This is a genomic window from Bradyrhizobium sp. WCU1, from assembly GCF_053474805.1.
Window position 1 is genome coordinate 6,020,037 of the sequence record NZ_CM130280.1, and the last position, 25,755, is coordinate 6,045,791.

Genomic DNA, 25,755 nt, shown 5'->3' on the forward strand with positions numbered 1-25,755 from the left:
CGTCGTTGCCTGTGGCGCGGGAGTGGGGCAAAGCTGGCGGCTGCAAAGGAATCTGGCGGGATTTCATCATGTTTCTGGTAACCGGGGGCGCCGGTTTTATCGGATCGAACGTCGTGGCCGCGTTGAATGACGCAGGCCGCAGCGATGTTGCGGTCTGCGATATCCTTGGACAGGACGGCAAGTGGCGGAACTTGGCCAAGCGTCAGCTGGCCGATGTCGTTCCCCCGGCCGAGATCGGCGACTGGCTGAAGGGGCGGCGGCTGACCGCCGTCATCCACCTTGGCGCCATTTCGGAGACCACCGCGACCGACGGCGATCTGGTGATCGAGACTAATTTCCGTCTCTCGATGCGGTTGCTCGACTGGTGCACCGCGAATGCAACCCCGTTCATCTATGCCTCGTCCGCCGCGACCTACGGCGACGGCGAGCAGGGGTTTGACGACGACGCATCGGTCGAGGCGCTGAAGCGGCTGCGGCCGATGAACCTGTACGGCTGGAGCAAGCAGCTGTTTGACCTTGCGGTCGCGGAGCGCGCGGCGAAGGGCAAGCCGCTGCCGCCGCAATGGGCCGGGCTCAAATTCTTCAACGTGTTCGGCCCGAATGAATATCACAAGGGCCCGATGATGAGTGTGCTGGCGCGCCGCTTCGACGACATCAAAGCGGGCCGCGTCGTGCAGCTGTTCAAGTCGCATCGCGAGGGCATCGCCGACGGCGACCAGCGCCGCGACTTCATCTATGTCGACGATGTCGTGCGGGTGATCATCTGGTTGATCGCGACGCCGCAGGTCTCCGGGCTGTTCAATGTCGGCACCGGCAAGGCGCGCAGCTTCAGGGACCTGATCGTCTCGGCCTACGGCGCGCTCGGTCGCGAGCCGAACATCGAATATGTCGACATGCCCGAGCAGATTCGCGGCAGTTACCAATACTTCACCGAAAGCGTCGTCGATCGTCTCGCACGCGCCGGATACAATGGCGGCTTCACCCGCCTGGAAGACGCGGTCGGGGCCTATGTGAACGGCTTCCTCGATCGCGCGGATCGCTATCGCTAGAGCGGATGACGGTGACTGATGTTCGATTTTGAAGCGATCTCGCGTGCAATGTCCGGCCAGACCGTGCTCTGCGTCGGTGACCTCATGCTCGACGAGTTCGTCTATGGCGAGGTGTCGCGGATCTCGCCGGAGGCGCCGGCGCCGGTGATCGCGGTCAGGCGCAGCGAGACCAATATCGGCGGCGCCGGCAACGTCGCGCGCAACATCGCCTCGCTCGGCGGGCGCTGCATTTTCGTCGGCCTGATCGGCGAGGATGCCGCCGGCACGGTGCTCTCGGAGGCGCTGGCGAAAGAGGCCAGCATCGAGACCGTGCTGGTGCGCGACGCCGCGCGACCGACCACGCGCAAGGTGCGCTTCGTCTCCGAGCAGTTCTCGACCCATATGCTGCGCTCCGATTGGGAGCTCGCCGCGCCGGCCGCGCCCGCCATCGAGCAGCAGCTGATCGATACGATCCTGCCGCAGCTGGCGCGCGCCGACATCGTGCTGCTGTCCGACTATGCCAAGGGCGTGCTCACCGCGCGCGTGATCCGCAACGTGATCGACGCCGCGCGGCAGGCGCACAAGCGGGTGATCGTCGATCCCAAGAGCGCCAATCTTGCGATCTATCGCGGCGCGACCGTATTGACGCCGAACCGCAAGGAATTCGCCGAGGCAACCCGCAGCCGCGCCGATAGCCAGGACAGCATCGCGCAGGCGGCGCCCGATGCGATCTATCTCGCCGACTGCGAGGCGATGCTGGTGACCCAAGGCGAGCGCGGCATGACGCTGGTGACGCGCGAGGGCGGATCGATCCACGTGCCCGCGCTGCCGGTCAAGGTGCGCGATGTCTCCGGGGCCGGCGATACCGTTGCGGCGGCTCTGGCGCTGGCGCTCGCCGGCGGTGCCGACTGGGAAGGCGCGCTGCGGATCGCAAGCGCCGCGGCGGCGGTTGCGGTCGGCAAGACCGGCACCGCGATCGTCAGGTCGGCCGAATTGCGGCGAAGGATTCTGCCGCATGCGTCGCTGGCAGCCGAGGAGAAGATCGTCCCGGCCGGCGGCGATATCGATGCCTATCTCGAGGAATGGCGCCGGCAGGATCTGCGCATCGGCTTCACCAATGGCTGCTTCGACATCCTGCATCCCGGCCACGTCAAGGTGCTGACCGCCGCGCGCGGCGCCTGTGACCGCTTGATCGTCGGCTTGAACAGCGATGCCTCGGTGAAGCGGCTGAAGGGGGAGGGCCGTCCGGTGCAGAACGAGCGCGCCCGGGCCGAGGTGCTGGCGGCGCTGGAAGCCGTCGACCTCGTCGCGATCTTCGAGGAGGACACGCCGATCAACCTGATCACCAAGGTGCGGCCGAGCGTGCTGGTCAAGGGCGGCGACTACACCCGCGAGCAGGTGGTCGGTCACGAGATCGTCGAGGCCGCCGGCGGCGAGGTGGTGCTGGTCGAGATCCTGCAGGGTCACAGCACGACGTCGCTGGTTGCCCGGGCCCGCGAGGGCAAGGCGTGAGCGCGAGCATGGCATCCTCGGCACCGACCGCGGCGTGTCCGGCCTGGCGCGATCCGGCGCGCTGGCACACCACGACCGATGTCGTCGCGGTCCTGATCGCACTGTCGCTGCCGTGGTCGACCTCGCTGGTCGGTATCTTCGGCGTGGTGCTGCTGATCGCGATTGCGCCGACCGTCGAGCTCCGGGCGTTCTGGACGCTGCTGAAGCGGCCGATCTGCGTGGCGCCGATCGCGCTGTTCTGCCTCGCGCTCGTCGGCACGCTGTGGTCGGACGCCGCCTGGGGCGCGCGACTATACGCGGTCGGGCCGACCGCAAAGCTCCTGGTGCTTCCGGTCCTGCTCTATCATTTCCAACGTTCGACCCGCGGGATATGGGTGTTCGTGGCTTTCCTCGTGTCCTGCACGCTCTTGATGCTGATGTCGTGGCTCGTGCTGGCCTATCCGCACCTCGCGCTCCGGGCGCCCGTGCCGGGCGAGCAGGGTGTATTCGTCAAGAACTACATCGACCAGAGCCAGGAATTTACGCTGTGCGCGGTCGCGCTGGCCTATCCGATCGTGATGCTGTTGCGGGACAAACGCATCTGGCCGGCCATCCTGCTGATCGTGATTGCGCTCAGCCTGTTCGCCAACATGGCGTTGGTGGTGGTGTCACGGACAGCGATCGTGACGGTTCCGATTATGTTCGCGGTTTTTGCGCTGCTGCATCTGCGCTGGCGCAGCATCGTCCTGATCCTTTGCGCGGCCGCCGCGTTGTCCGTGGTCGCGTGGTATGGATCGTCGCCATTGCGACGGACGGCCGAGTCATTCCAGCGTGACTACAAGCTCTACATGGAGCGCAACGAGCCGACCTCGCTCGGCCTGCGGCTCGAATTCTGGCGAAAGTCGCTCGGCTTCTTTGCCGAGGCTCCGGTCATCGGCCATGGTACCGGATCGACGCGGGGCCTGTTCGAGCGCGTCGCGACCGGCGGCGTGGCCCAGGCGTCCGGCGAGGTGATCGGAAACCCCCACAATCAAACGTTGAACGTGGCCGTGCAGTGGGGCATTGTGGGTGTGGCGATATTGTACGCGATGTGGCTAGTGCACCTGTTGCTGTTCCGCGGCGACGGTCTCGTCAACTGGATCGGGCTTCTCGTCGTGGTACAGAATATTTCAAGTTCGTTGTTTAATTCACACATCTTCGACTTTCATGAAGGCTGGATGTATGTGCTGGGCGTCGGAGTTGCGGGCGGCATGGCGTTGAAAGGGCGATCGGGGACCGATTTGGAACCCGAGCCTCCAATCCGTTCATGATCGCTGCTGTCCATGATCGCTGGCATGGGCTCCGCAGATACGCTATCAGCCTGCCAATGTCTCGTAGCGAACTCCCAGTTGCCGGCACCCCGTCCATTAGATGACGCGTCTTTCACAATTCACCCTGCGCAACTTCCTGATCCTGGCACATGACGCGCTGGCGACGACGTTTGCGTTGCTGACGAGCTTCTATCTGCGTTTCGAGGGCAGCCTCCTCACCGATCGACTGCCGCATTTGCTGCGCATCCTGCCCTGGTTCGTGCTGTTCAGCATCGTGGTCAGCTATTTTTCTAATCTGACCACGGCGAAATGGCGCTTCACCTCGCTGTCGGACGCGGTGAACATCCTGCGGGTGGCCGCGGTGCTGACGCTGGCGCTGGTCGTGCTGGACTATGTCTACTTTTTCACCGAAGCGGCTTCGCTCAGTCCGGTGTTCCTTGGCCGGGTCACGATCATCCTGTTCTTCTTCCTTGAGGTGTTCGCGCTGAGCGCGCTGCGCCTGGGCTATCGCTATTTCCGCTATTCGCGCACGCGACTTCATGCCCGGTCCGACAATGCCGCGCCGGCGCTGCTGGTCGGACGCACGGCCGACGCGGAGGTCGTGCTGCGCGGCATCGAGAACGGCGCCATCAAGCGGCTCTGGCCGGTCGGCGTGCTCTCGCCGTCGATCGCGGACCGCGGCCAGATGATCCGCAACATTCCGGTGGTCGGCGGCGTCGATGACATCGAGGCCGTGATTCGGGATTTCGAGAGCCGCCAGCGGCCGATCAAGCGCGTGGTCATGACGCCCTCGGCGTTCGAGCCGGACGCGCATCCGGAGAGCCTGCTGATGCGCGCCAGGCGGCTCGGCCTGATGGTCAGCCGCCTGCCGTCGCTGGAGGGCGGCGATGCGCCGCGACTGACCAATGTCGCGGTCGAAGACCTGCTGCTGCGCCCGAGCCAGAAGATCGACTATGCCCGGCTCGAGACGCTGGTGAAGGGCAAGTCCGTGATCGTGACCGGCGGCGGCGGCTCGATCGGTGCGGAGATCTGCGATCGGGTCGCGACCTTCGGCGCGGCGCGCCTCCTGGTCGTCGAGAATTCGGAGCCGGCGCTCTATGCGGTTACCGAGGCGCTGTCCGCGCGCGACGCCGGTCCCGAGATCGAGGGCCGGATCGCCGACATCAGGGATCGTGAGCGCATCACGCGCCTGATGAGCGAGTTCAAGCCCGACATCGTGTTCCACGCCGCGGCGCTCAAGCATGTGCCGATCCTCGAACGCGACTGGAGCGAGGGGGTCAAGACCAACATCTTCGGGTCTGTCAACGTCGCAGACGCGGCGCGCGCCGCGGGCGCGAGCGCGATGGTGATGATCTCGACCGACAAGGCGATCGAGCCGGTGTCGATGCTCGGGCTGACCAAGCGGTTCGCCGAGATGTATTGTCAGGCGATGGATCACGACCTGATGACCGAGGCCAAGGGCAAGTCGCACATGCGGCTGATCTCGGTGCGGTTCGGCAACGTGCTGGCGTCCAACGGATCCGTGGTCCCGAAATTCAAGGCGCAGATCGAGGCCGGCGGACCGATCACGGTGACCCATCCGGACATGGTCCGCTATTTCATGACGATCCGCGAGGCCTGTGATCTCGTGATCACCGCCGCGACGCACGCAATGACCCCGGCGCGGCCTGACGTCTCGGTCTATGTGCTGAACATGGGGCAGCCGGTGAAGATCGTCGATCTCGCCGAGCGGATGATCCGTCTGTCGGGCCTGCAACCAGGTATCGACGTCGAGATCGTGTTCAGTGGCATCCGTCCGGGCGAGCGGCTGAACGAGATCCTGTTCGCAAGCCAGGAGCCGACGCTCGAGATCGGCGTCGCCGGCGTCATGGCCGCCAAGCCGAACCAGCCGCCGATGTCGACGCTGCGCAAGTGGCTCGCGGCGCTGGAAGATGCGATCGAGCGGGATGACCGCGTGACCATCCGTGCCGTCCTTCAGGACGCGGTGCCCGAGTTCGGATCGAATGCCGCCTGACCGCGCCGTCCTGCGGACGATGACGCAGGACCGTTTCGAAAGCCATTGATGCCCAGTTCCCGAAAAGTCGTGGTCGCCAGCCAGCACTATCCGCCGGACCACAGCACGACCGCCGCGATCATGTCCGCGATCGCCGAACGGATCGCGCAGGAGGCGGAGGTGGTGGTGGTCTCGGGGATGCCGGGCTCGGCGAGGGCGCCGGCGCCGGGGCGGCCCGCCGTCGTCGAAATCAGGAACCGGCTGCCGGGCAAGGCGGCGCTGATCAAGCGCGCACTGGCCGAGGCGCTGTTCACCGGCCGGATGTTCTTTGCGCTGTTGTCGCGGCTGCAGCGGGGCGACGTGGCGCTCACGGTGACCGCTCCCTTCGCGCTTCCGTACGCGGTTGCCGTCGCGGCGAGGTTGAAGGGGGCCAAGTCGGCGCTGATCCTGCACGACCTGTTCCCGGACGTTCTCGTGATGGCCGGCCTGCTGCGGCCGTCCTCGCTGGTTGCGCGAGCGATGCGCGCCATCAACGCGCTGATGTTCCGTGCCCTGAACGCGGTCATCGTCATCGGCCGCGACGCCGAGAAGCTGCTGCTGCGCTATGGCGGAATGACGCCGGCCAAGATCCGCTTCATCCCGAATTGGGCCACGCTCGCCCCTGGCAATCGTCCCGTCAGCCCCGACAATCCGTTTCGCAAGGCCATTGCCGCCCGCTTCGTCGTTGGCCTGTCCGGCAATCTGGGTTTCACCCACGACCCGGATATCGTCTTCCAGGCCGCGCGGCTGTTGCGCGAGGAGCGCGATATCCATTTCCTGCTCTCGGGGTGGGGCATGGGATTCGCGCGGTTGAAGGACATGCAGGCTGCAGCGCAGTTGGCCAACGTCACGCTGGTCGACCGCGTCGCGGACAGCGAGCTGGATGCGCTGCTCTCCAGCGCGGACGCCTGGCTCATTCCCTATCGCAAGGACGTCGCCGGTGTATCGGTCCCGAGCCGGTTCTATAATCTGCTCGCGGCCGGCCGGCCGGTCATCCTGGTCTCCGAACCCGAGGCCGAGGCGGCCCTGACCGTCAGCGAGAACGGGCTCGGCTGGGTCGTCACGCCGGGGCGGCCCGATCAACTCGCCGATGCCGTCAGGCTGGCGTCGCGATCGCAGGACACAGGGATGGCCGAACGCGCCGTCGCGACCGCGCGGAGCTTCAGTCCCGAGCGGGCGCTGGCGAGCTATGCTGCGCTGGTTGCGGAGCTGTTATCCGATCGCGATGTGGAGCGGACAGCATGAATGATCGCCGCCGGACGGTTCTGGTGACAGGTGCGAGCGGCTTTGTCGGTCGCCATGTGGTGCCCGAGCTGGCGCAGAACGACTGGCTGGTGCGGCGTGCGGTGCGCACCTTGCCGCTGGATGCAAACGACGTGGCGATCGGCTCGCTCAGCCCCGCCACCGATTGGCGCGCCGCGCTCGAGGGCGTCGACGCTGTTGTTCATCTTGCGGCGCGCGTTCACCAGCAGTCCGACGAGCAGGCGATCGAGCTTTACCGCAACGTCAATATCGAAGGCACGCTGCATCTGGCGCGCTCGGCGGTTGCGGCGGGCGTTCGGGATTTCGTCTTTGTCAGCACGATCCTGGTGCATGGGCGCAGCAATTACGGGCGCCCCCCGTTCCGCGAGGACGATGTCCTGACGCCCCGCGGCCTGTACGGAAACTCGAAGGCGGCCGCCGAAGTCGGCCTCAAGGAGATCGCGCCAGGCAGCGGCATGAGGGTGACCGTGATCAGGCCGCCGCTGATCTATGGTGCCGGTGCGAAAGGCAATTTCGCCTTGCTCAAGCGCGCGGTGCTCAATCGCATGCCGCTTCCGCTGGCGTATGTGAAGAATCGCCGCGCGTTCCTGTCGGCGGAAAACCTGGCGTCGTTCATCCTGCATCGCCTGTCGCAACCGGGAAGCGATTTCGATGTGTTCCTGGTGGCCGACCGCGAGCAAGTCTCGACGCGGGAGTTCGTCGAACGGCTGGCCCGCGCGGCTGAAACCTCGCCGCGCCTGTTCTGGCTGCCGCCGCCGCTCTTGAAGATGTCGCTGACGGTGGGCGGCCGCAAGGAGGCCTATGACAGCCTGTTTGCCTCGCTTGAACTTGATCTGTCCAAGATCGCGAGCACAGGATGGCAGCAGCCGATCAGCCTGGACGAGGGGCTGAGGCGCGCGCTCAGCCGAATCGATATCTGAGCGATCAGAATGCGTGCGAGAACCGGCGCAGCTGCCAGGCGACGGCGACTGCGCCGGCCAGCAGCAGGGCGAGGTCAGCAACCAGCGAATTGAGCAGGACCGAGGCGAAAGCGAGCAGCGCCAGCACCACGTTGAGCGCAAGGACTTCGCCGACGACGCGCCACACCGTGAAGCCGTTGTCGGTCGCGCGCTGATAGAAGTGCGAGCGGTGCGCGGCCCAGAATGGCTCGCGCCGCGCCATGCGGCGAAACAGCGTGACCGTCGCGTCGGTCAGATAGTACAGCGGCAACAGCAGCGCGGCGGCGAATTGCTGATGCAGCGCGAGCTCGAGCAGGCACCAGCCGAGCAGCAGGCCGATCGGCAGGCTGCCGACATCGCCGAGGAATATCTTTGCCACCGGCCGGTTGAACGGCGCGAAGCCGAGCAGTGCGCCGCACAGCGCCGCCGCGACCAGCGCGGGAGCCGCGCCGATATGGCCGTAGCTGCCGAGCAGGGCGACCGCCACCGTGATCGGCACCGCCTCGGCCACCGTCATCAGGTCGAGCCCGTCCATGAAGTTGACGAGGTTCACGAACCAGAGGCCGGCAATCAATAGCAGGCCGCGTTCGAGCCAGAGCGGGCAGGCCGGAACGAGCCTGAGATCGCCGGGCACCGAAAACAACACGGCGGCAACGGCGGCGGCCTGCAGCAGCAGCCGCGGGATGACGGGCAGGGAGTGGATGTCGTCGGCAAAGCCCACCACCGCGATGAACAGGCAGGCCGCGAACACCGTGAAGGGAATCGCCAGGTCCGGCGATCCGGCCAGCACGATGACGATCCCCGCCGCGAGCAGCGTCGCCGCCGTGACCGCGATGCCGGCGCCTTGCGGCGTTGGAATGCGGTGCGACGAGCGTGCATTCGGCTTGGCCAGCGCCACGCGCAGCAGCACCGGCCGCGTCGCCCGGATCAGGACGGCCGAGATCGATGCAGCCAGAACCGCTGCGATCAACGACAGGAGGATCTCGAAACTGCTCATGCTGGTCTGGTCACTGCGATCCCGGGACTCACGCTTGTGATCCGGGGACTGCGATCGCCTCTGTGCCCTTGGCAGCCTTTTCCGGGCTCAGGACCCAGACCAGGCCGCCGAATACGCCGACCACGAACGACACCGCGCCGAACAGCAGCGAGATGTTGACGCCCTCATTGGCGACCAATCCGGCATAGCCGAAGGCCAGCGCCATGGTGGCCTCGCGCACGCCCCAGCCGGCGATCGAGATCGGCATCATCGTGATCAGCATGACAGGCGGCAACAGCTGGAATATCTCGCCGAAGGTGACCGGAGCCGTGATCGACTTCACCACGCACCAGGCGATCACGACGGTCACGACGTGAATGGCGATCGAAAGGGTGGCGACCCTCAAGCCGTGCTCGCGGCTGAACAGCACGCGGTTGGCGATGACCGCACAGGCGTGGATGTGGTGCGTTGCCCACCATTGCTTCAGCCAGGGCCACGGCAGCAGGCCGATCACCAGGAAGCCAAATCCGGCCGCCAGCGCCGCGAGGTCGAGCAGCAGCAGCGCCGTCCAGCCGTGGGAATCGGAAATCAGCCTATAGCTCCAGGGCAGGGTGGCCGCGATGACGACCGCCAGCGCAATCAGTCCGACCGCGCGGTCGACGAAAATCGAGTAGGTGGCCGTGCGCCAGCCCGCACCGGCGCGCGCGACGAGCCAGAGCCGCACGGCGTCGCCGCCGATCGAGGACGGCAGCGTCTGGTTGAAGAAGGTGCCGATCACGTTGAAGCGCATCGCCTGCGCGGTCCGAAGCGGCGCGCCGCACTCGACGCTGATCTCACGCCAGCGCAACACCCCGAGAAAGATCTGCAGGAACGAGACCGCGATGGCGAGGCCGAGCCAGCCCAGGCTCTCGACCTGGATGCGGGAGGCGAGATCGTACAGATTGACCTTGCGCAGCGAGAAATAGAGCAGCGCGGCCGAGATCAGGATCTTGACGGTCGAAAGCAGGATTCGGCGCATTTCGGTTCGCGCTGCCAGGTGTCAGGATGTGTCAAAAACAGCGCAAAACGCTTTCGCGCGCCCAAATTCGTCGCCTTGGTATGGTTTCCGCACCGATCTGGCAATACCCGTGCTGGTCCCTATTGCGGCAGGTGGGAAGGGGCGGCTAAACAGGCCGGAACGGGGACGTCCCGCCGCTCACCGGGAGTTTAGACCGGTAAAATCCGACCAGACGCGCGGGGGCGCGTGACCGCTCGGATCGTGCTTCCCACGTCAAAGGGGGCGCCGGCCGCGGCGGTCCGGGCCACTGGTATGCCGTCCGTGGATGGGTACGATGGACTTGCACGACAGGATTTGAGGCATCGATGGATCGACGAATTATTCCCCTGATCATGTGCGGCGGTGCGGGCACACGGCTGTGGCCGGCGTCGCGCGAGGTGCATCCGAAGCAGTTCCTGTCGCTGTTCGGGGTGCGTTCGACCTTCCAGGAGACGCTGCTGCGCGTCTCTGATCCGACCTTGTTCGAGCGTCCCATCGTGATCACCAACGAGGCCTATCGCTTCATGGTGTTGGAGCAGCTGGCCCAGATTGGCCGCGAGGCCGACGTGCTGCTGGAGCCGATGCGCCGCGACTCCGGGCCGGCCATTGCGGCCGGCGCGGCATTTGCGCAGAGCCGTGACGGCGAAGCGATCGTGCTGGCGCTCGCCGCCGACCACCTGGTGCGGGATACGGCCGCCTTCGTCGCTGCGTGCCGCGGCGGGTTGGTGGCTGCCGAAGCCGGCCGCATCGTGACTTTCGGCGTCAAGCCGGAGCGGCCCGCCACCGAATACGGCTATATCAGTCCGGGTGAGGTGGTCGCCGGCGAGGTGCGCGCGGTGGCGGAGTTCGTCGAGAAGCCGGATGCCGCGACGGCGGCGGGCTATATCGATACGGGTTATCTCTGGAACAGCGGCAACTTCATGTTCCGCGCCAGCGTGCTGCTCGACGAGTATCGCAATGTCGATGCGGACAGCATTGCCTCGGTGGAGCAGTCGGTTGCGTCAGCGACGCGCGATCTCGGCTTCGTCAAGCTCGATGCATCGGCATTCGGCGCGGCAAAGGCGATCTCGATCGATTACGCCGTGATGGAGAAGACCGCCCATGCCGCGGTGGTGCCGGTGGCATGCGGCTGGTCCGACATCGGCTCGTGGCGCCAGGTCTGGGAGCTCTCCGACAAGGACAGCCTCGGCAACGCGGCGCGCGGCGCGGCGGTGTTCGAGGACAGCCGCAATTGCAACGTCGCGACCGACCGGGCGCTGGTCGCGCTCGAAGGCGTCGACGACCTCGTCGTGGTCGCGACCCAGGACGCCGTGCTGGTGTCACGCCAGAAGGACGCCAACGGGCTGAAGCGGCTGGTCGCGAAATTGAAGGTCGCCGCGCCCGAGGTGACCGAGAACCACATCAAGGTGCATCGCCCCTGGGGCTCCTATCAGTCGGTCGACAATGGCGACCGCCACCAGGTCAAGCGCATCATCGTCAAGCCGGGCGGGCGGCTGTCCCTGCAGAAGCACCATCACCGCTCCGAGCACTGGATCGTGGTGCGCGGCACCGCCCAGGTCACCGTCAACGAGCTGGTCAAGACGGTGCACGAGAACGAGTCGATCTACATCCCGATCGGCGCGGTGCACCGGCTGGAGAACCCCGGCAAGATCCAGCTCGAGCTGATCGAGGTGCAGACCGGCAGCTATTTCGGCGAGGACGACATCATCCGCATCGAGGATGACTACCGGCGCAGCTGAGGCGTCGGTTCCCGCGCGAATGATCGGGCGTGGGACGATGTAACTCTTTGAATCAAAACGTGTCCGGATTTCGCCCTTGGCAATCGCCACATTTGAGGCGCCGTGCTATAGCGGCTGCCAACGAAGCGGGGTGATTTGCGCCGAAGGCGCGGATCGGGAAGACGGGCCTAGGTGCTGATTCCCTCGGAGCCGGTGTGGCTCCCTGAGGAGCCGGGACAACCGCCAGAACGTTACTTGGGGTCTACGATATGAATGCAAAAGTGTCCGCAGCCGGCGCGAAGGCCGATATCGGCCGCGCCTTGCGCGTCGGCGTGATCGGAGCCGGCGTGATGGGCAGCAACCATGCCCGCGTGCTGGCCGGACTGCCCGGCGTCGTGCTGATCGGCATCGTTGATCCGCTGCCGGAACACCGCACCCGCGCCATCGACCTGGTCGGCTGCCGCGCCTTCGAAACCCTCGATCAGCTGCTTGCCGAGGGCATCGATGCGGTGACGATCGCAGCTCCCACCCATCTGCATCACGAGATCGCGCTCGCCTGCATCGCGCGCAACATACATATCCTGGTCGAGAAGCCGGTCGCATCCACGGTCGAAGAGGGCCGCGAGATCGTCGCCGCCGCCGAGCGGGCCGGCGTTACGCTGATGGTCGGTCATGTCGAGCGCTTCAATCCGGCGGTCGCTGCGATCAAGCAGGCGATCTCGGGCGAGGACATCCTGTCGATCGGCATCACCCGGGTCGGCCCGTTCCCGCCGCGGATGTCCAATGTCGGCGTCGTGATCGATCTCGCCGTGCACGACATCGACCTGATCCGCTGGTTCACCGAGTCCGACATCGTCGAGGTGCAGCCGCAACTCTCGAGCGCGGTCGCCGAGCGCGAAGACATCGCGCTGCTGCAGTTCCGCACCGCCTCCGGCGTGCTCGCCCACATCAACACCAACTGGCTGACGCCGTTCAAGGCGCGCAACGTCACGGTCGCGACCCGCGGCAAGTATGTGATGGGCGACCTGCTCACCCGCCAGGTCACCGAATGTTTCGGCTTCAAGCCGGACGGCAGCTATTCGATGCGTCATCTGCCGGTCGGACACGACGAGCCGCTCCGCGCCGAACTGATCGCCTTCCTCGATGCCGTGCGTAGCGGCAAGCTGCCGGCGGTGTCCGGCGACGAGGGCGTCGCCAGCCTCGAGATCGCGATCCGCTGCCTGGAATCGCCCGCGCGGCCCGCTGCCTCGACGATGCGCAAGGGACCGCGCCGCGTCGCCGGCTGATCGTATTCACCGGCCGATTGTCATCCATTCAACACGTGCAAAGAGCTTCCATGAACCAGCATATGCAGCTTGAGCCCATTCCCTTCATCGATATTTCCGCGCAGCGCCGGCGGCTCGGCAAGTCGATCGATGACGCGGTCGCGCGCGTGCTCGACCATTGCCAGTTCATCAACGGGCCCGAAGTCACCGCCCTGGAGAAGGCGCTGGCGGACTATAGCGGCGCCAAGCATGTGGTGAGCTGCGCCAGCGGCACCGACGCGCTGCTGATGGTCCTGATGGCGAAGAATGTCGGCCCGGGCGATGCGGTGCTGTGCCCGACCTTCACCTTCTGCGCGACCGGCGAGGTCGTGACGCTGACCGGCGCGACGCCGGTCTTCGTCGATGTCGACGAGGAGACCTTCAACATCGACGTCGACTCGCTGAAGCGCGGCATTGCGACGGCGCGCGCCCGCGGGCTGAAGCCGGTGGCCGTGATCCCGGTCGACCTGTTCGGCCAGAGCGCGGATCACGATGCGATCGGCGCGGTCGCCGAGGCTGAGGGCCTGTTTGTGTTGGATGATGCCGCGCAGGGCTTCGGCGCCACCTACAAGAACCGCAGGCTCGGCACTTTCGGGCTCGCCACCGGAACCAGCTTCTTCCCGGCAAAACCGCTCGGCTGCTTCGGCGACGGCGGCGCGATCTTCACCGATGACGAGGAACTCGCGCGCACGCTGCGCAGCATCCGCGTCCACGGCCAGGGCTCGGACAAGTACGACAACGTCCGGCTCGGCCTCACGGCGCGGCTCGACACCATGCAGGCCGCGATCCTGCTCGAGAAGCTGAAGATCTTCGACGACGAGATCGCGGCGCGCAACAAGGTCGCCGAACGCTATTCGCGCGCACTCGGCAACCTCGTCGCGGTGCCGCGCGTTGCTCCCGGCTGCACCTCGGTGTGGGCGCAGTACACCATCCGCCTGTCCGAGGGCATCGATCGCGACGCCTTCGCGGCCGCATTGAAGGCGCAGGGCGTCCCGACCATGATCTACTATCCGAAGTCGGTCCATCAGCAGACGGCCTACAGCCACTATCCGGTTGCCGACGGCGGCCTGCCGGTCAGCGAGCGGCTGTCGAAGGACGTCATTGCCCTGCCGATGCATCCCTATCTCGACGAGGCGGCGCAGGACCGCGTCATCGCGGCTGTGCGCAGCGCGCTTTCGGCCTGATACGCAGCTTTTGCGTATGGTGATGATGCGCTAGAAGCAGCGCATGCTTGGGCGCATCTTCACTGTCGGCGGCTATACCCTGCTATCGCGGGTCACCGGGTTCGCGCGCGACATCATGCTCGCGGCGATCCTCGGTGCCGGCCCGGTCGCCGACGCCTTCTTCGTGGCGCTCCGGCTGCCCAATCATTTTCGCGCGATCTTCGCCGAAGGCGCCTTCAACGCCGCCTTCGTGCCGGCCTATGCCCATGTCCATGGCGAACGCGGCGAAGCCTCGGCACGGCTGTTCGCCGACCGCATCTTCACGCTGCTGTTCGCCTCGCAGGTGATCCTGCTGGTGGTCGCGATGGCGTTCATGCCGCAGGCGATGAGCATCCTCGCGCCGGGCTTCACCGAGGACGCCGCCCAGCGCCAGCTCGCGATCGAGCTGACGCGGATCACCTTTCCCTATCTGCTGCTGATCACGCTGGTGACGCTCTATGGCGGCATGCTCAACGTGATGCATCGCTTCGCCAGCGCCGCCGCGGCGCCGATCTTCCTCAACCTCGCGATGATGATGACGCTGGCGCTCGCGGCGTTCTTCCCCAGCGCCGGCCATGCGGCGGCCTGGGGCGTCCTGATCTCGGGCGTCCTGCAGTTTGCCCTGCTCGCCGGCGACCTCGCGCGCCACGGCGGCCTGCCGCGGTTCGCGCCGCTGAGGCTCGACGAAGACGTCCGCGCCTTCTTCCGTGCGCTGGGTCCTGCGACGCTGGGCTCGATGGGGACGCAGGTTGCGTTGTTCGCTGACACCATCATCGCGACCTTCCTGCCCGCAGGCGCGCTGTCGGCACTGTACTATGCCGACCGCCTCAACCAATTGCCGATCGGCGTGATCGGGATCGCGATCGGCACCGTGCTGCTGCCGGAGATGTCGCGGCGCCTGACCGCCGACGATCACGCCGGTGCGATGGCCGCGCAGCGCCGCGCGTTCGATTTCACGCTGCTGTTCTCGGTGCCGTTCGTGGCGGCGTTCCTGACGGTGGCCGATCCGATCATGCGCGCGATGTTCGCCCGCGGCGCGTTCTCCAAGGCGGACGCCGCAAGCGCAGGTGCCACGCTCGCCGCCTATGCGGTCGGGCTCATTCCCTTCGTGATGATCCGCAGCGCCGTTGCGACCTTCTATGCCCGCAAGGATACCGCAACCCCGGTGAAGGCGGCGCTGACCGGGGTCGCGGTCAACGTCGCGCTGAAGATCGCGCTGGTCGGCACGCTGGCGCAGGTCGGCCTCGCGCTCGCGACCGCGGTCGGCGCCTGGGTCAACCTGCTGCTGGTGCTGATATTCGCGATCCGACGCGGCTATCTCGTGCTCGACCGCGTGCTGATCCGCTCGTTCGGCACGTTTGCGATTTGCGGCGTGCTGCTCGCGCTCGCGCTGTGGCTGACCTCCCATTTCGCCTATGTGTGGTTCGCGCCGGTGCAGCATTTCCGCGACGAACTGATCCTGCTGCTCCTGATCGCCGTCGGCGCCTTCGTCTACGCCTTCCTGATTCTTGCGCTGTTCGGCCGCGGCTGGCTGTTCGCGCTGCGGCGCGTATAGTTTTACCTGTCAAATCAAATGCATAGGAACGGGGTGCACGACAGCGCCGCGCGCGGTGGAAAGCGGTTTGCGCTTCGCGGGCAACCACGCCAATATGCGCAAAACACACCAAGGCAATTGGAGAGACGATGGCAGCTCCCATCAAATTCGGCGTCGGACAAAGCGTGCGGCGCAAGGAGGACGACGCTCTGATTCGCGGCAAGGGCCGCTATACCGATGACGTCGCGCCATCTCCCGCATTGCACGCGTTGATGCTGCGTTCGCCGCATGCGCATGCCACCTACACCATCGATGCCGGCAAGGCCCGCGGCATGCCGGGCGTGGCGCTGATCCTGACCGCGGCCGATGTCGCCGAGCTCGGCGGCCTGCCGTGCCTGTTCAACCTCGAAACCGATCCGTTCATTGCGCCGCCTTATCCGATCCTCGCCAAGGATGAGGTGCGCCATGTCGGCGATGCCGTGGCCTTCGTGGTCGCCGATACCGTCGATCATGCCCGCGACGCGATCGAGGCGATCGACGTCAAATGGACGCCGCTGCCGGCGGTGGCCGGCCTCGTCAACGCGGTGAAGAAGGGCGCGCCGCAGGTATGGCCGGACAAGCCCGGCAATGTGCTGTTCGATGTCTCGATCGGCGACAAGGGCGCAGCCGAAGCCGCGTTCGCCAAGGCGCATGCGGTGGCCGAGATCACCATCGTCAATCCGCGCGTCATCACCAATTTCATGGAGACGCGCGCCGCGGTCGCCGAATACGACGCCAAGAAGGATCATTTGACGCTGACGATCGGCAGCCAGGGCAGCCACCGCCTGCGCGAGATCCTCTGCGACATGATCCTGAAGATGCCGAAGGAGAACATGCGGGTGATCTGCCCGGATGTCGGTGGCGGCTTCGGCACAAAACTATTTCCCTATCGCGAATACGCGCTGATCTCGGTTGCGGCGCGCAAGCTCAAGAAGTCGGTCAAATGGACCGCCGAGCGTTCCGACCATTTCATGGGCGACGCGCAGGGCCGCGACAACCTCACCACCGCGAAGATGGCGCTCGCCGAGGACGGCAAATTCCTCGGCATGGATGTCGATTTGATGGGCGACATGGGCGCCTATCTCTCGACCTTCGCGCCCTATATCCCGCATGGTGGCGCCGGCATGCTGCCGGGCCTCTATGACATCCAGGCCTTCCATTGCCGAGTCCGCACCGTGTTCACCAACACGGTGCCGGTCGATGCCTATCGCGGCGCCGGTCGCCCGGAGGCCGCCTACGTCATTGAGCGCCTCGTGGATGCCGCCGCGCGAAAACTCGGCATGACGCCCGACGCCATCCGCCGGAAGAACTTCATCTCGCCGAAGTCGCTGCCCTACACGACCGCGACCGGCAAGGTCTACGATTCCGGCGACTTCGTCGCGCATATGAAGCGCGCGATGGAGATCGCCAACTGGAAGGAGTTTCCAAAGCGCGCCAAGGCGGCGAAGAAGGACGGCCTGGTGCGGGGCATCGGCATGGCGAGCTATGTCGAGGTCTGCGGCACCATGGGCGAGGAGACCGCCAATGTGGCGCTCGATCCCAATGGCGACATCTCGATCCTGATCGGCACGCAGTCGAGCGGTCAGGGCCACCAGACCGCCTATGCGCAGATCGTCGCCGAGCAGTTCGGCGTGCCGCCCGAGCGCGTCCATGTGCTGCAGGGAGACACCGACAAGATCGCGACCGGTCTCGGGACCGGCGGCTCGGCCTCGATTCCGTCCGGCGGCGTCAGCGTGCAGCGGGCGACGCACGAGCTCGGCAACAAGCTGAAGGAGCTCGCGGCGCAGGCGCTGGAAGCCGGCGCCGGCGACCTCGAAATCGCAGACGGCCGCATTCGCATCGCCGGCACCGACCGTTCGGTCAGCTTCGCCGATCTCGCCAAGCGTCCCGGCGGCGACACATCGAAGATGAATGCGAGCGCGACCTTCGCCAGCGCTGACGGCACCTATCCGAACGGCACGCATCTCGCCGAGGTCGAGATCGATCCCTCAACCGGCATCATCAAGATCGTCAGTTACGTCATCGTCGACGATTTCGGCGTCACGCTCAATCCGCTGATGCTGGCCGGCCAGGTTCACGGCGGCGCGATGCAGGGCATCGGGCAGGCGCTGATGGAGCAGGCGGTGTACAGCCCGACCGACGGTCAGCTCGTCACCGGCACCTTCATGGACTATGCGATGCCGCGCGCCGCCGACGGGCCGTCCTTCGTGTTCGAAACCCACAACGTGCCGTGCACGACCAACCCGCTCGGCGTGAAGGGCGCGGGCGAGGCCGGCGCGATCGGCTCCTGCCCGGCGGTCGTCAACGCGATCGTCGAGGGGCTGCATCGCGAGTTCGGGATCGACCACATCGACATGCCGGCGACGCCGGAGCGGGTCTGGATCGCGATCCGCGAGGCGCAGCGCCGCCATACTCTCTGATAAATTGTCGCAGGCGGAATGAAGATTCCGCCTGCGGTGTTTGCCAACCAGGCCGGCCGCGCACCTGCGGACCGGGACAGAGCGAATTGAGGGGTTTTGCCGATGAAGCGGATTGTCGTCGTTGCTGCGATGCTGGCGTTGAGTGCGGGTGCCGTCGTAGCCGACCAGGAGCAGGTCAAGCAGACCCAGGCGCAGATGAAGGAGACCGGCAAGAACGCCGGTGCGCTCGGGGCCATCATCAAGGGCGAGAAGCCCTATGACCAGGCAACCGTCGATGCTGCACTGGCGAAGTTCGAGGACACCGCCAAGAAGCTGCCGACGCTGTTCCCCGAAAGCTCCAAGGGGCTGAAGACCGAAGGCGATTACTCGGCCGATCCGAAGATCTGGGAAGACAAGGCGGGCTTCGAGCAGCACATCGCGAGCTATGCCAAGGCCGTCGCGGACGCCAAGGGCAAGATCAAGGATGTCGACACGCTGAAGGCCGAGCTCGGTGTCATCGGCAAGCAGTGCGGCGGCTGCCACGAGACCTATCGCCTCAAGAAGGGCTGATCGTGGTTTCCGACGCTGCAGGTCTTCATTGAAGAGGGGCGGACGCCGCGTAGCGTCCGCCCCTCTTTTGTGTCGGCCTTTTGTTGTTCGATTTGCGCCGTCGGGCCTACTTGGTGACCTGGCCGCGGATCTCGCCGCCCGGGTTGGCCGCGGTGTGGACGTTGACATAGTACTTGCCGGCGAGCAGATCGGCGGCCTGCGCGTCGGTCAGCGTGGCGCTGCCTTCGACAGGGCTCGACGTCGCGTTCGGGATGGCGACCGCGACGCCGGAATTCTTGCCGGCCTCGGCAGGGCCGTGGAAATGCGCGGCGGTGGCTGGGCCTGACAGGCCGGAATATGTCAGCTTCCAGCTGAGTTTCTTGCTGGCGGCATCATAGTCGATGTCGGCAGTGCCGGTGCCCGCGCTGGTGGTGGCAGGCACTTCGGATTTGCCGTCCAGCTTCGCTGTCAGCTTCTCGGCGAAGGCCGGACCGGCGAGGGCGACGGCAGCACCGAGTGTCAGCGTGGCAAGCAAGGTCTTGTTTGGCATGGTTCTCTCCCCTTTGACGTCACAGGACGGTTGCAGTTCTTCAACAGCGGCTTCGCCGATTTATTCCCAGAATGATCGTGAGCTGCGGCAAATTTGATGAGAGCTTGTACGAAGGGTTGTCATCATACTGGTTGATACGCTAGCGCGACCAATGACGGATCGGTGAATGTTGCGACGAATTGTTCTCCTTGCCGGCCTGGCCGGCATCATCGGCATCTGCGTGTTCTGGTGGCTGACGATCCCCGCGACCGTCGCCGCGAGTGCGCTGCCGGCCTACCAGCCAAACCTGGCCAACGGCCTCACAACGTTCAATGCGGGAGGATGTTCCTCCTGCCACGCGGTGCCGAAGCAGGACGACCGCACCAAATTGGGCGGCGGCCTCGCGATACCGTCGCCGTTCGGCACCTTCTACGCGCCGAACATCTCGCCCGATCCGAATGACGGCATCGGGCGCTGGAGCGAGGCCGATTTCGTCACCGCGGTCATGAAGGGCACCTCGCCGTCGGGGACGCACTATTTCCCCGCGTTTCCCTACACATCCTATCAGCACGCCAGGGTCAACGACGTGCGCGACCTGTTCGCCTATCTGAAGACCTTGCCGCCGGTCGCCGGCAAGGTGCGCGACCACGACGTGCCGTTTCCGTTCAACATCAGGCGCAATGTCGGGGTCTGGAAATTCCTGTTCATGGACGGCAAGCCGTTCGTCGCGGATGCAAGCCGCTCGGCGCATTGGTATCGCGGCGCCTACCTCGTCAACAGCTTCGGTCATTGTGCCGAGTGTCACAGCCCGCGGAATTTCCTCGGCGGCATCATCAGCTCGCAGCGTTTCGCCGGCGGCCCGAATCCGGAGGGCGAAGGCTGGGTCCCCAACATCACGCCGCGGGGGATCGCGGACTGGAGCGCGAAGGACATCGCCTATTTCCTCGAAAGCGGACAGACGCCGGACGGCGATAGCGCCGGCGGATCGATGGTGCGCGTGATCCGCAACACCTCGCAGCTCTCGTCAAGCGATCGCGACGCGATCGCCGACTACATCAAGTCGCTGCCGCCGGTCGACGGGCCGCCAAAGCCGATGAAGAAGGGCGGCTAGAGCGGAGCACGATCTTTCGCAACACCGCGCGACGCACGTTTCCGGATCATGCTCTGGCGCAGCGGCGTGTGCTACCTGGTGACGGCCGTCGGGATGTGAGCGGTGCTGCCCAGCGGCTCGATGGAGAAGTTGATCGGCACGTCCTGGCCGTCACGGCATTTCAGGAGGCCCGAATAGCCCTGCGCTCCGGATGCCGCGAGGTGGCATTTGTCGTCGGCCAATGCCAGCGTACCCTCGACATGCGGTGGCCGCGTCGATACGTGCAGCTCGAGGGTGCCGGTCTTTTCCTCCGATCCGTTGATGCTGCAGAGCCCGACATGCCGCAATGTGATCGCGCCGGCATAGCCTGTGCTGTCAGCGGTGCCGGCGAGATTCGCCTGCATCTCCCATTCCTGCAGATAGCCGATCTGACCTTTCGCGGAGAGGGACTGCGCCAATGCAGGGCCGGCGCTGATTGCGCATGCTGCGAGCAACATGCGTGCGGCCGGTTCATGTGCACGCCGCATCACGGCAACTCTCGCACGAAGCGAAAGCCGTTGCCATAGTAGCGCACGTCGACGTCGTAGCGGAATCGCGCCGCCGAGCGGATCGCGGTCGCCGGACTGGTGAAGTTGCCGCCCCGCAGCACACGCAGCCGGCAATCGCCGCTGGTCCATGCCGAGGCGTCCTTCGGTGCGTTGCGGTAATTGTCGTTCCAGCAATCCTCGACCCATTCGGCGACGTTGCCCGCGGTGTCGTACAGTCCGAAACCATTGGGGCGGAATGAGCCGACCGGTGCCATCTTCTGCGGCGGGGGAGTGACGCAGTTCGCGCATTGGGCGCGCCCCGTGCCGACGTCGCGGCCCCACCAGTACGGTGTCTTGGTCCCGGCGCGCGCCGCATATTCCCACTCGGCTTCGGTCGGAAGCCGATACTTCTGTCCGGTGCGTTGCGACAGCCACGCCAGGAAGAGCTTGGTATCGTCCCAGCTGACATTGATGACGGGCTGGCTGCCGCGGCCCCAACCGTGATCGTCGGGCCGAAACTTGCAGGCGCCTGCGTCGGCGCATTGATCCCATTCGGCGAAAGTGACTTCGCGGCGCCCGATCGCGAACGGCCGTGGAATGGGGATCGTCCGCTCCGGCTTTTCGTACGGCGTATCGTTGGAACCCATCACGAAGTCGCCGGGCGGCAAAACGACGAGCTCCCCACAGTCTGTACAGTCGCGGAAAACGTCTCCAGGTTCAAGGCGCGACGGCTGCGTCGGAGCTTGCGCCACGGTCAGATGTTCGGGAGGCGCTGGACGATGCGAACCAGATTCACTATCCTGCCTGAGGGTTGCGGTCTTGCCGTTGGCGCCAAGTGTTGTGGCCAACGCTGTGATTGATATCACAAACAGGGAATTTATTTTCATCTATCGTATCCGGCTAAAATGCCAATGATCGTCAACGCGATTGTGCAATCAAGCGGAGCAAGAATGCTTCATTCAGCGATGATCGGCAAGCCGAGCTCCGAAGCAGACGACTAGCAGTTATCGCGCAGCCGAGATTTCAGCGCGGACAAGACTGGACACAATTTTGATGATGCGATTGGCCGCGACGACGTGGCCGGGATCGGGGAATTGCAAATGATGCGATTGCAGAAGATGCGTAGGTCTTTCCCGTCAGCGTTGGTGCCGCTTCTTGCTCTGCTCGCATTCGCCGTGCCCGCGCGAGCGCAGACCGGGGGACCGACATCGTCGCCACCTGGCGCCGCCGTCTACTTCATCGGCCTCAAGGATGGTGATTCAATTCCCCCGAAGTCGACCATCCACTTTGGCCTGCGCGGCATGGGTGTTGCGCCCGCCGGTTCGGATCGCGCGAATTCTGGCCACCATCACCTGATCATCGATGCGCCGACGCCCCCGCTCAATGTCGAGATCCCGAACGACTTCCAGCATCTGCATTTCGGGGCGGGGCAGACCGAGACCGAACTGACGCTGCCGCCCGGCGAACACACGCTGCAGCTCGTGTTCGGCGACAAGAACCATGTTCCGCATTCGCCGCCGGTGATCTCGGAGCGCATCAAGGTGAAGGTCGTCGATCCCGCCGCGGCTCCGCAGGCCGCCGCGCCGGCCCCGCCAGCTGCGGCGCCGGCGGCTGCCGCAGCACCGGCCGCCGCTCCGCCTGCCGGTCGCCGGCCATCGCCCAAGGACGCCAAGGTCTATTTCATCTACCCTAGGGACGGCAGCTACATTCCGCCGAACCCGGTGATCCGTTTCGGCCTGCTCAACATGGGCGTTGCGCCCGCGGGCTTCGACAAGCCGAACACCGGCCATCATCACTTGCTGGTGGATGCCGACCTGCCGCCGCTCGATCAGCCGATTCCGAGCGACTTCAACCATCTGCATTTCGGTGCGGGCCAGACCGAGGCCAAGATCACGCTGCCGCTCGGCCAGCACAAGCTGCGGCTGCTGTTCGCCGATTTCAGCCATACGCCGCATGACCCGGCGGTCTTCTCCGAGGTCATCACCGTCAACGTCACCTCCGATGGCCGCCCTCCGTATCGCCGGAAGCACCATCATACGCATAGGTACTATCGCTATTGAGAACGACGCTGCGACGAACCATTGCCTACGCCGCCTGCCTCGCGGCCTCGACCTTGTTTGCGACTGCGGCTGTCGCGGATCGGCGCGTGGCGCTCGTAATCGGCAATTCCGCCTATAAGAGCGCGCCGACGCTCGGCAACACGATCAGCGACGCTACCGCGATTTCGGGCCTGCTGAAATCGGCCGGCTTTGAGGTGGTGATCTCGCGCAACGATCTCGGCGTCGTCGAGTTCAAGCGCGCGGTGCGCGACTTCCTGGTCACGGCGGAGAGCGCCGATATTGCCGTGGTCTATTATGCCGGCCACGGCGTCGAGATGAACGGATCTAACTACCTGATTCCGGTCGACGCGAAGTTGAGCCGCGACTACGACGTCGACGACGAGGCGGTGGCGCTTGATCGCCTGATCTGGGCGCTGCAGTCGGTGCGCCGGCTGCGCCTGATCCTGCTCGACGCGTGCCGCGACAATCCGTTCCCGTCGCGCGTCCGGTCGGCCGGCCTGCGCTCGCAGATGCGGGGAGGTCTCGGCAAGCTGGAAGACGTCAGCGCCGACACGCTGGTGGCCTATGCCGCGAAGGCCGGCTCGGTGTCCTACGATGGCGATGGCGTGAACAGCCCCTATGCGACCGCGCTGCTGCGGCATCTCACCGAGCCTGGCGTCGATATCCGCATCGCCCTCGGTCGCGTGCGCGACGATGTGATCAGCATGACCGGGGGGCGCCAGGAGCCGTTCATCTATGGCTCGCTCGGCGGAGCCACCATTTCGCTGGTGCCGCAGCCCGAGCCGAAAACCGAGCGGGTCGCACTACCCTCGCAGGTCGCCAATCCGCCCGTCGCCGCCAAGCCGCCGGCTGTCGCCTCGCGACCGGCGCCGGCTGCCGCCGGGGCGGCCCCGACCAAGCCCGCCGTCGCGATGGTCCCGCCGGTCCAGCCTGCGCCGGCGGTGCGCGACACGGCGGATCCCGCGACGGCTTGTAGCCGCGATGAGCAGCGTCTGGCGCGATTGCGCGCCGAGCCGTCGCCTGCAGAAATCGCCAAGCTGCAACGCGAGCTGACCTGCGAACGGCTGAAGGCCCAGGTGCAGCGCCTGCTTGAAAGCGTGGCGAGCGATCCGCCGCAGCCAACCGCGCCCGAAGCGCCCAGGGCGCAGCAGGCGCAACGTCAGGCCGTACCCGCCCCGCAGTCTTCCGATGCCGACGTCTGCGCGCGAGATGCCGCGCGACTTGCCAAGCTTCGCGGCGAGCCGAGCGTCGAGGCGTTCAGGACGTTCGAGCAGGAGCTTGATTGCGAGCAGATCCGACCGCAGCTTCAGCGGCTGCGCGAAAGCCTTGGTCTCTAGAGCCTTGGTCTCTAAAGCGCGATGAGATTTGGTTGAATCATCATCGCGCTTTAGACCTTTGTTTGAGCGTGATCTTTTCGGAAAACCGCTTCGCACTTTTCCGGATCATGCTTTAGCGAGCGCCGCCGAACGCCTTGAAGGTGATGATGGTGAGGGTGTCCTGGATGCCCGGGATCACCTGAACCTTCTCGTTGATGAAATGGCCGATGTCGGTGTCGTGGTCGACGTAGAATTTGACCAGGAGATCGTAATTGCCCGCCGTGGAATAGATCTCCGACGCAATCTCGGCTTCCGCCAGTGCGTTGGCGACGGTGTAGGACTGGCCGAGCTTGCATTTGATCTGGACGAAGAAAGGAACCATCAAAGTCGTCTCCGGGGATTTCCGCGACTATAGGCCAAAAACGGGCGGCCAAGGCAAGGGGGCAAGCAGGCGCAAGGCAAGGCCAACTCGCGGTAAAGTCAGGCGAACTTGCTGCCAGGGGGCGTCCGGGCTAGGACACGCTACAGTCCCATTCATGATGGTCTCCTTCGTGACGGTCTCATTCGTATCAGCCGCCGGTGCCGCCAGATGACGCCGGTCGCGCTCACCATTGCCGGCTCGGATTCCTCGGGTGGTGCGGGCATCCAGGCCGACCTCAAGAGCTTTGCCGCGCTCGGGGTCTATGGCGCCTCGGCGATCACGGCGCTGACCGCGCAGAACACCACGGGGGTCAGCGGCATCCATCCGGTGCCCGCTGCATTCGTCACGGCACAGATCGATGCCGTGTTCTCCGATCTCGACGTCGGTGCGGTCAAGATCGGCATGGTCGCGCAGGCCGAAACCATCGCCGCGATCGCCGACGGCCTGCGGCGCTGGGCGCCGTGTCACATCGTGCTCGACCCGGTGATGGTCGCAACATCAGGCGATCGGCTGCTGGCCGCCGAGGCGGTCGATGCGCTGAAGACCATGCTGTTTCCGCTGGCCTCGCTGATCACGCCGAACCTGCCCGAAGCGGCGGCGCTGCTGAACGAACCGGTCGCTGCAAGTGAGGCCGACGTCGAGCAGCAGGGCAAACGATTGCTGGCGATGGGCTGTCGCGCGGTGCTGGTGAAGGGCGGTCATGGGCACGGCGCCGAGAGCATCGACTACCTGATCGAAGGCGCGCGCAGCATCGCGCTCGCGGCGCCGCGTATCGCGACATCAAACACGCACGGCACCGGCTGCTCGCTGTCGTCGGCGATCGCGGCCGGGCTCGCGAAGGGCGACGACATGGAGACCGCCGTGCGCAACGCCAAGGCCTGGATATCAGACGCGATCGCCGCCGCCGATCGCTTCGCCGTCGGCCGCGGTCACGGGCCGGTGCATCACTTCCACAAGTACTATTGAAGCCGTGTAGCCCGTTACCCATCTACG

General features: G+C 65.6%; 22 protein-coding genes. 16 read left to right on the top strand and 6 right to left on the bottom strand.

Features of this window, described 5'->3' with window-relative positions:
- The first annotated feature begins 68 nt into the window (after positions 1 to 68).
- The 6 genes from rfaD (at position 69) to ACTUWL_RS28090 (ending at position 8,044) form a co-directional block, all read left to right on the top strand.
- The gene (rfaD, locus tag ACTUWL_RS28065) at positions 69 to 1,049 is read left to right on the top strand and encodes an ADP-glyceromanno-heptose 6-epimerase (RefSeq protein WP_021080534.1); all 981 of its coding nucleotides are present in this window, start codon (positions 69 to 71) and stop codon (positions 1,047 to 1,049) included.
- A gap of 18 nt (positions 1,050 to 1,067) precedes the next feature.
- Positions 1,068 to 2,540, top strand: coding sequence for a D-glycero-beta-D-manno-heptose-7-phosphate kinase (rfaE1, locus tag ACTUWL_RS28070; protein ID WP_021080535.1), 1,473 nt, complete (start codon positions 1,068 to 1,070; stop codon positions 2,538 to 2,540).
- Between the two features lie 8 nt (positions 2,541 to 2,548).
- Positions 2,549 to 3,829, top strand: a complete 1,281-nt coding sequence (locus tag ACTUWL_RS28075; protein ID WP_021080536.1) for an O-antigen ligase family protein — start codon at positions 2,549 to 2,551, stop codon at positions 3,827 to 3,829.
- 100 nt (positions 3,830 to 3,929) lie between these two features.
- Positions 3,930 to 5,843, top strand: a complete 1,914-nt coding sequence (locus tag ACTUWL_RS28080) for an SDR family NAD(P)-dependent oxidoreductase (protein ID WP_448212494.1) — start codon at positions 3,930 to 3,932, stop codon at positions 5,841 to 5,843.
- 48 nt (positions 5,844 to 5,891) lie between these two features.
- Entirely contained in the window at positions 5,892 to 7,106 is a 1,215-nt protein-coding gene (locus tag ACTUWL_RS28085; protein WP_021080538.1) for a glycosyltransferase family 4 protein, read from the top strand.
- Positions 7,103 to 8,044 carry an NAD-dependent epimerase/dehydratase family protein gene (locus ACTUWL_RS28090; RefSeq protein ID WP_021080539.1) on the top strand — a complete coding sequence of 314 codons (942 nt, stop codon included), beginning with the start codon at positions 7,103 to 7,105 and terminating at the stop codon, positions 8,042 to 8,044. The genes ACTUWL_RS28085 and ACTUWL_RS28090 overlap by 4 nt, the downstream gene beginning before the upstream one ends.
- Positions 8,045 to 8,048: 4 nt before the next feature.
- Here the strand turns inward: ACTUWL_RS28090 and ACTUWL_RS28095 are convergent, their stop codons facing one another.
- Together ACTUWL_RS28095 and ACTUWL_RS28100 are read right to left on the bottom strand one after the other, a co-directional pair.
- The gene (locus tag ACTUWL_RS28095) at positions 8,049 to 9,059 is read right to left on the bottom strand and encodes a 3-isopropylmalate/(R)-2-methylmalate dehydratase large subunit (protein WP_021080540.1); all 1,011 of its coding nucleotides are present in this window, start codon (positions 9,057 to 9,059) and stop codon (positions 8,049 to 8,051) included.
- Positions 9,060 to 9,087: 28 nt separating this feature from the next.
- Positions 9,088 to 10,056, bottom strand: coding sequence for a lysylphosphatidylglycerol synthase transmembrane domain-containing protein (locus ACTUWL_RS28100; RefSeq protein WP_021080541.1), 969 nt, complete (start codon positions 10,054 to 10,056; stop codon positions 9,088 to 9,090).
- Positions 10,057 to 10,400: 344 nt separating this feature from the next.
- Here ACTUWL_RS28100 and ACTUWL_RS28105 point away from each other — a divergent pair, with 344 nt between their 5' ends.
- The 6 genes from ACTUWL_RS28105 (at position 10,401) to ACTUWL_RS28130 (ending at position 18,840) form a co-directional block, all read left to right on the top strand.
- Entirely contained in the window at positions 10,401 to 11,813 is a 1,413-nt protein-coding gene (locus tag ACTUWL_RS28105) for a mannose-1-phosphate guanylyltransferase/mannose-6-phosphate isomerase (protein ID WP_021080542.1), read from the top strand.
- Between the two features lie 248 nt (positions 11,814 to 12,061).
- On the top strand, positions 12,062 to 13,078 hold the full coding sequence (locus tag ACTUWL_RS28110; protein ID WP_021080543.1) for a Gfo/Idh/MocA family protein: 1,017 nt from the start codon (positions 12,062 to 12,064) through the stop codon (positions 13,076 to 13,078).
- A 50-nt stretch (positions 13,079 to 13,128) separates the two neighbouring features.
- The gene (locus ACTUWL_RS28115; RefSeq protein ID WP_021080544.1) at positions 13,129 to 14,280 is read left to right on the top strand and encodes a DegT/DnrJ/EryC1/StrS family aminotransferase; all 1,152 of its coding nucleotides are present in this window, start codon (positions 13,129 to 13,131) and stop codon (positions 14,278 to 14,280) included.
- A gap of 43 nt (positions 14,281 to 14,323) precedes the next feature.
- Positions 14,324 to 15,853: a murein biosynthesis integral membrane protein MurJ gene (gene murJ, locus ACTUWL_RS28120; protein WP_021080545.1), complete on the top strand. Its 1,530-nt coding sequence runs from the start codon at positions 14,324 to 14,326 to the stop codon at positions 15,851 to 15,853.
- Positions 15,854 to 15,981: 128 nt separating this feature from the next.
- Positions 15,982 to 18,291 (top strand): xanthine dehydrogenase family protein molybdopterin-binding subunit, encoded by a 2,310-nt coding sequence (locus ACTUWL_RS28125; RefSeq protein ID WP_021080546.1) that lies wholly within the window; start codon positions 15,982 to 15,984, stop codon positions 18,289 to 18,291.
- Positions 18,292 to 18,393: 102 nt separating this feature from the next.
- Positions 18,394 to 18,840, top strand: a complete 447-nt coding sequence (locus tag ACTUWL_RS28130; RefSeq protein WP_021080547.1) for a c-type cytochrome — start codon at positions 18,394 to 18,396, stop codon at positions 18,838 to 18,840.
- A gap of 106 nt (positions 18,841 to 18,946) precedes the next feature.
- On the opposite strand, the gene ACTUWL_RS28135 is transcribed toward ACTUWL_RS28130, so the two are convergent.
- Positions 18,947 to 19,369 carry a CHRD domain-containing protein gene (locus ACTUWL_RS28135; RefSeq protein WP_021080548.1) on the bottom strand — a complete coding sequence of 141 codons (423 nt, stop codon included), beginning with the start codon at positions 19,367 to 19,369 and terminating at the stop codon, positions 18,947 to 18,949.
- A 166-nt stretch (positions 19,370 to 19,535) separates the two neighbouring features.
- Between ACTUWL_RS28135 and ACTUWL_RS28140 the strand changes: the two genes are divergently transcribed.
- Complete coding sequence (locus ACTUWL_RS28140; protein ID WP_021080549.1) at positions 19,536 to 20,459, top strand: c-type cytochrome; 924 nt, start codon at positions 19,536 to 19,538, stop codon at positions 20,457 to 20,459.
- A 71-nt stretch (positions 20,460 to 20,530) separates the two neighbouring features.
- Here the strand turns inward: ACTUWL_RS28140 and ACTUWL_RS28145 are convergent, their stop codons facing one another.
- Complete coding sequence (locus tag ACTUWL_RS28145) at positions 20,531 to 20,935, bottom strand: hypothetical protein (RefSeq protein WP_146160385.1); 405 nt, start codon at positions 20,933 to 20,935, stop codon at positions 20,531 to 20,533.
- A 29-nt stretch (positions 20,936 to 20,964) separates the two neighbouring features.
- On the bottom strand, positions 20,965 to 21,612 hold the full coding sequence (locus ACTUWL_RS28150; protein WP_448212501.1) for a formylglycine-generating enzyme family protein: 648 nt from the start codon (positions 21,610 to 21,612) through the stop codon (positions 20,965 to 20,967).
- Positions 21,613 to 22,065: 453 nt separating this feature from the next.
- Between ACTUWL_RS28150 and ACTUWL_RS28155 the strand changes: the two genes are divergently transcribed.
- Both ACTUWL_RS28155 and ACTUWL_RS28160 read left to right on the top strand, forming a co-directional pair.
- Positions 22,066 to 23,025 (top strand): DUF4399 domain-containing protein, encoded by a 960-nt coding sequence (locus ACTUWL_RS28155; RefSeq protein ID WP_448212503.1) that lies wholly within the window; start codon positions 22,066 to 22,068, stop codon positions 23,023 to 23,025.
- 86 nt (positions 23,026 to 23,111) lie between these two features.
- Positions 23,112 to 24,362: a caspase family protein gene (locus ACTUWL_RS28160; protein ID WP_021078024.1), complete on the top strand. Its 1,251-nt coding sequence runs from the start codon at positions 23,112 to 23,114 to the stop codon at positions 24,360 to 24,362.
- A 112-nt stretch (positions 24,363 to 24,474) separates the two neighbouring features.
- Here the strand turns inward: ACTUWL_RS28160 and ACTUWL_RS28165 are convergent, their stop codons facing one another.
- Positions 24,475 to 24,723, bottom strand: coding sequence for an Lrp/AsnC ligand binding domain-containing protein (locus ACTUWL_RS28165; RefSeq protein WP_021078023.1), 249 nt, complete (start codon positions 24,721 to 24,723; stop codon positions 24,475 to 24,477).
- 207 nt (positions 24,724 to 24,930) lie between these two features.
- Here ACTUWL_RS28165 and thiD point away from each other — a divergent pair, with 207 nt between their 5' ends.
- On the top strand, positions 24,931 to 25,728 hold the full coding sequence (thiD, locus tag ACTUWL_RS28170; protein ID WP_021078022.1) for a bifunctional hydroxymethylpyrimidine kinase/phosphomethylpyrimidine kinase: 798 nt from the start codon (positions 24,931 to 24,933) through the stop codon (positions 25,726 to 25,728).
- Positions 25,729 to 25,755 lie beyond the last annotated feature (27 nt).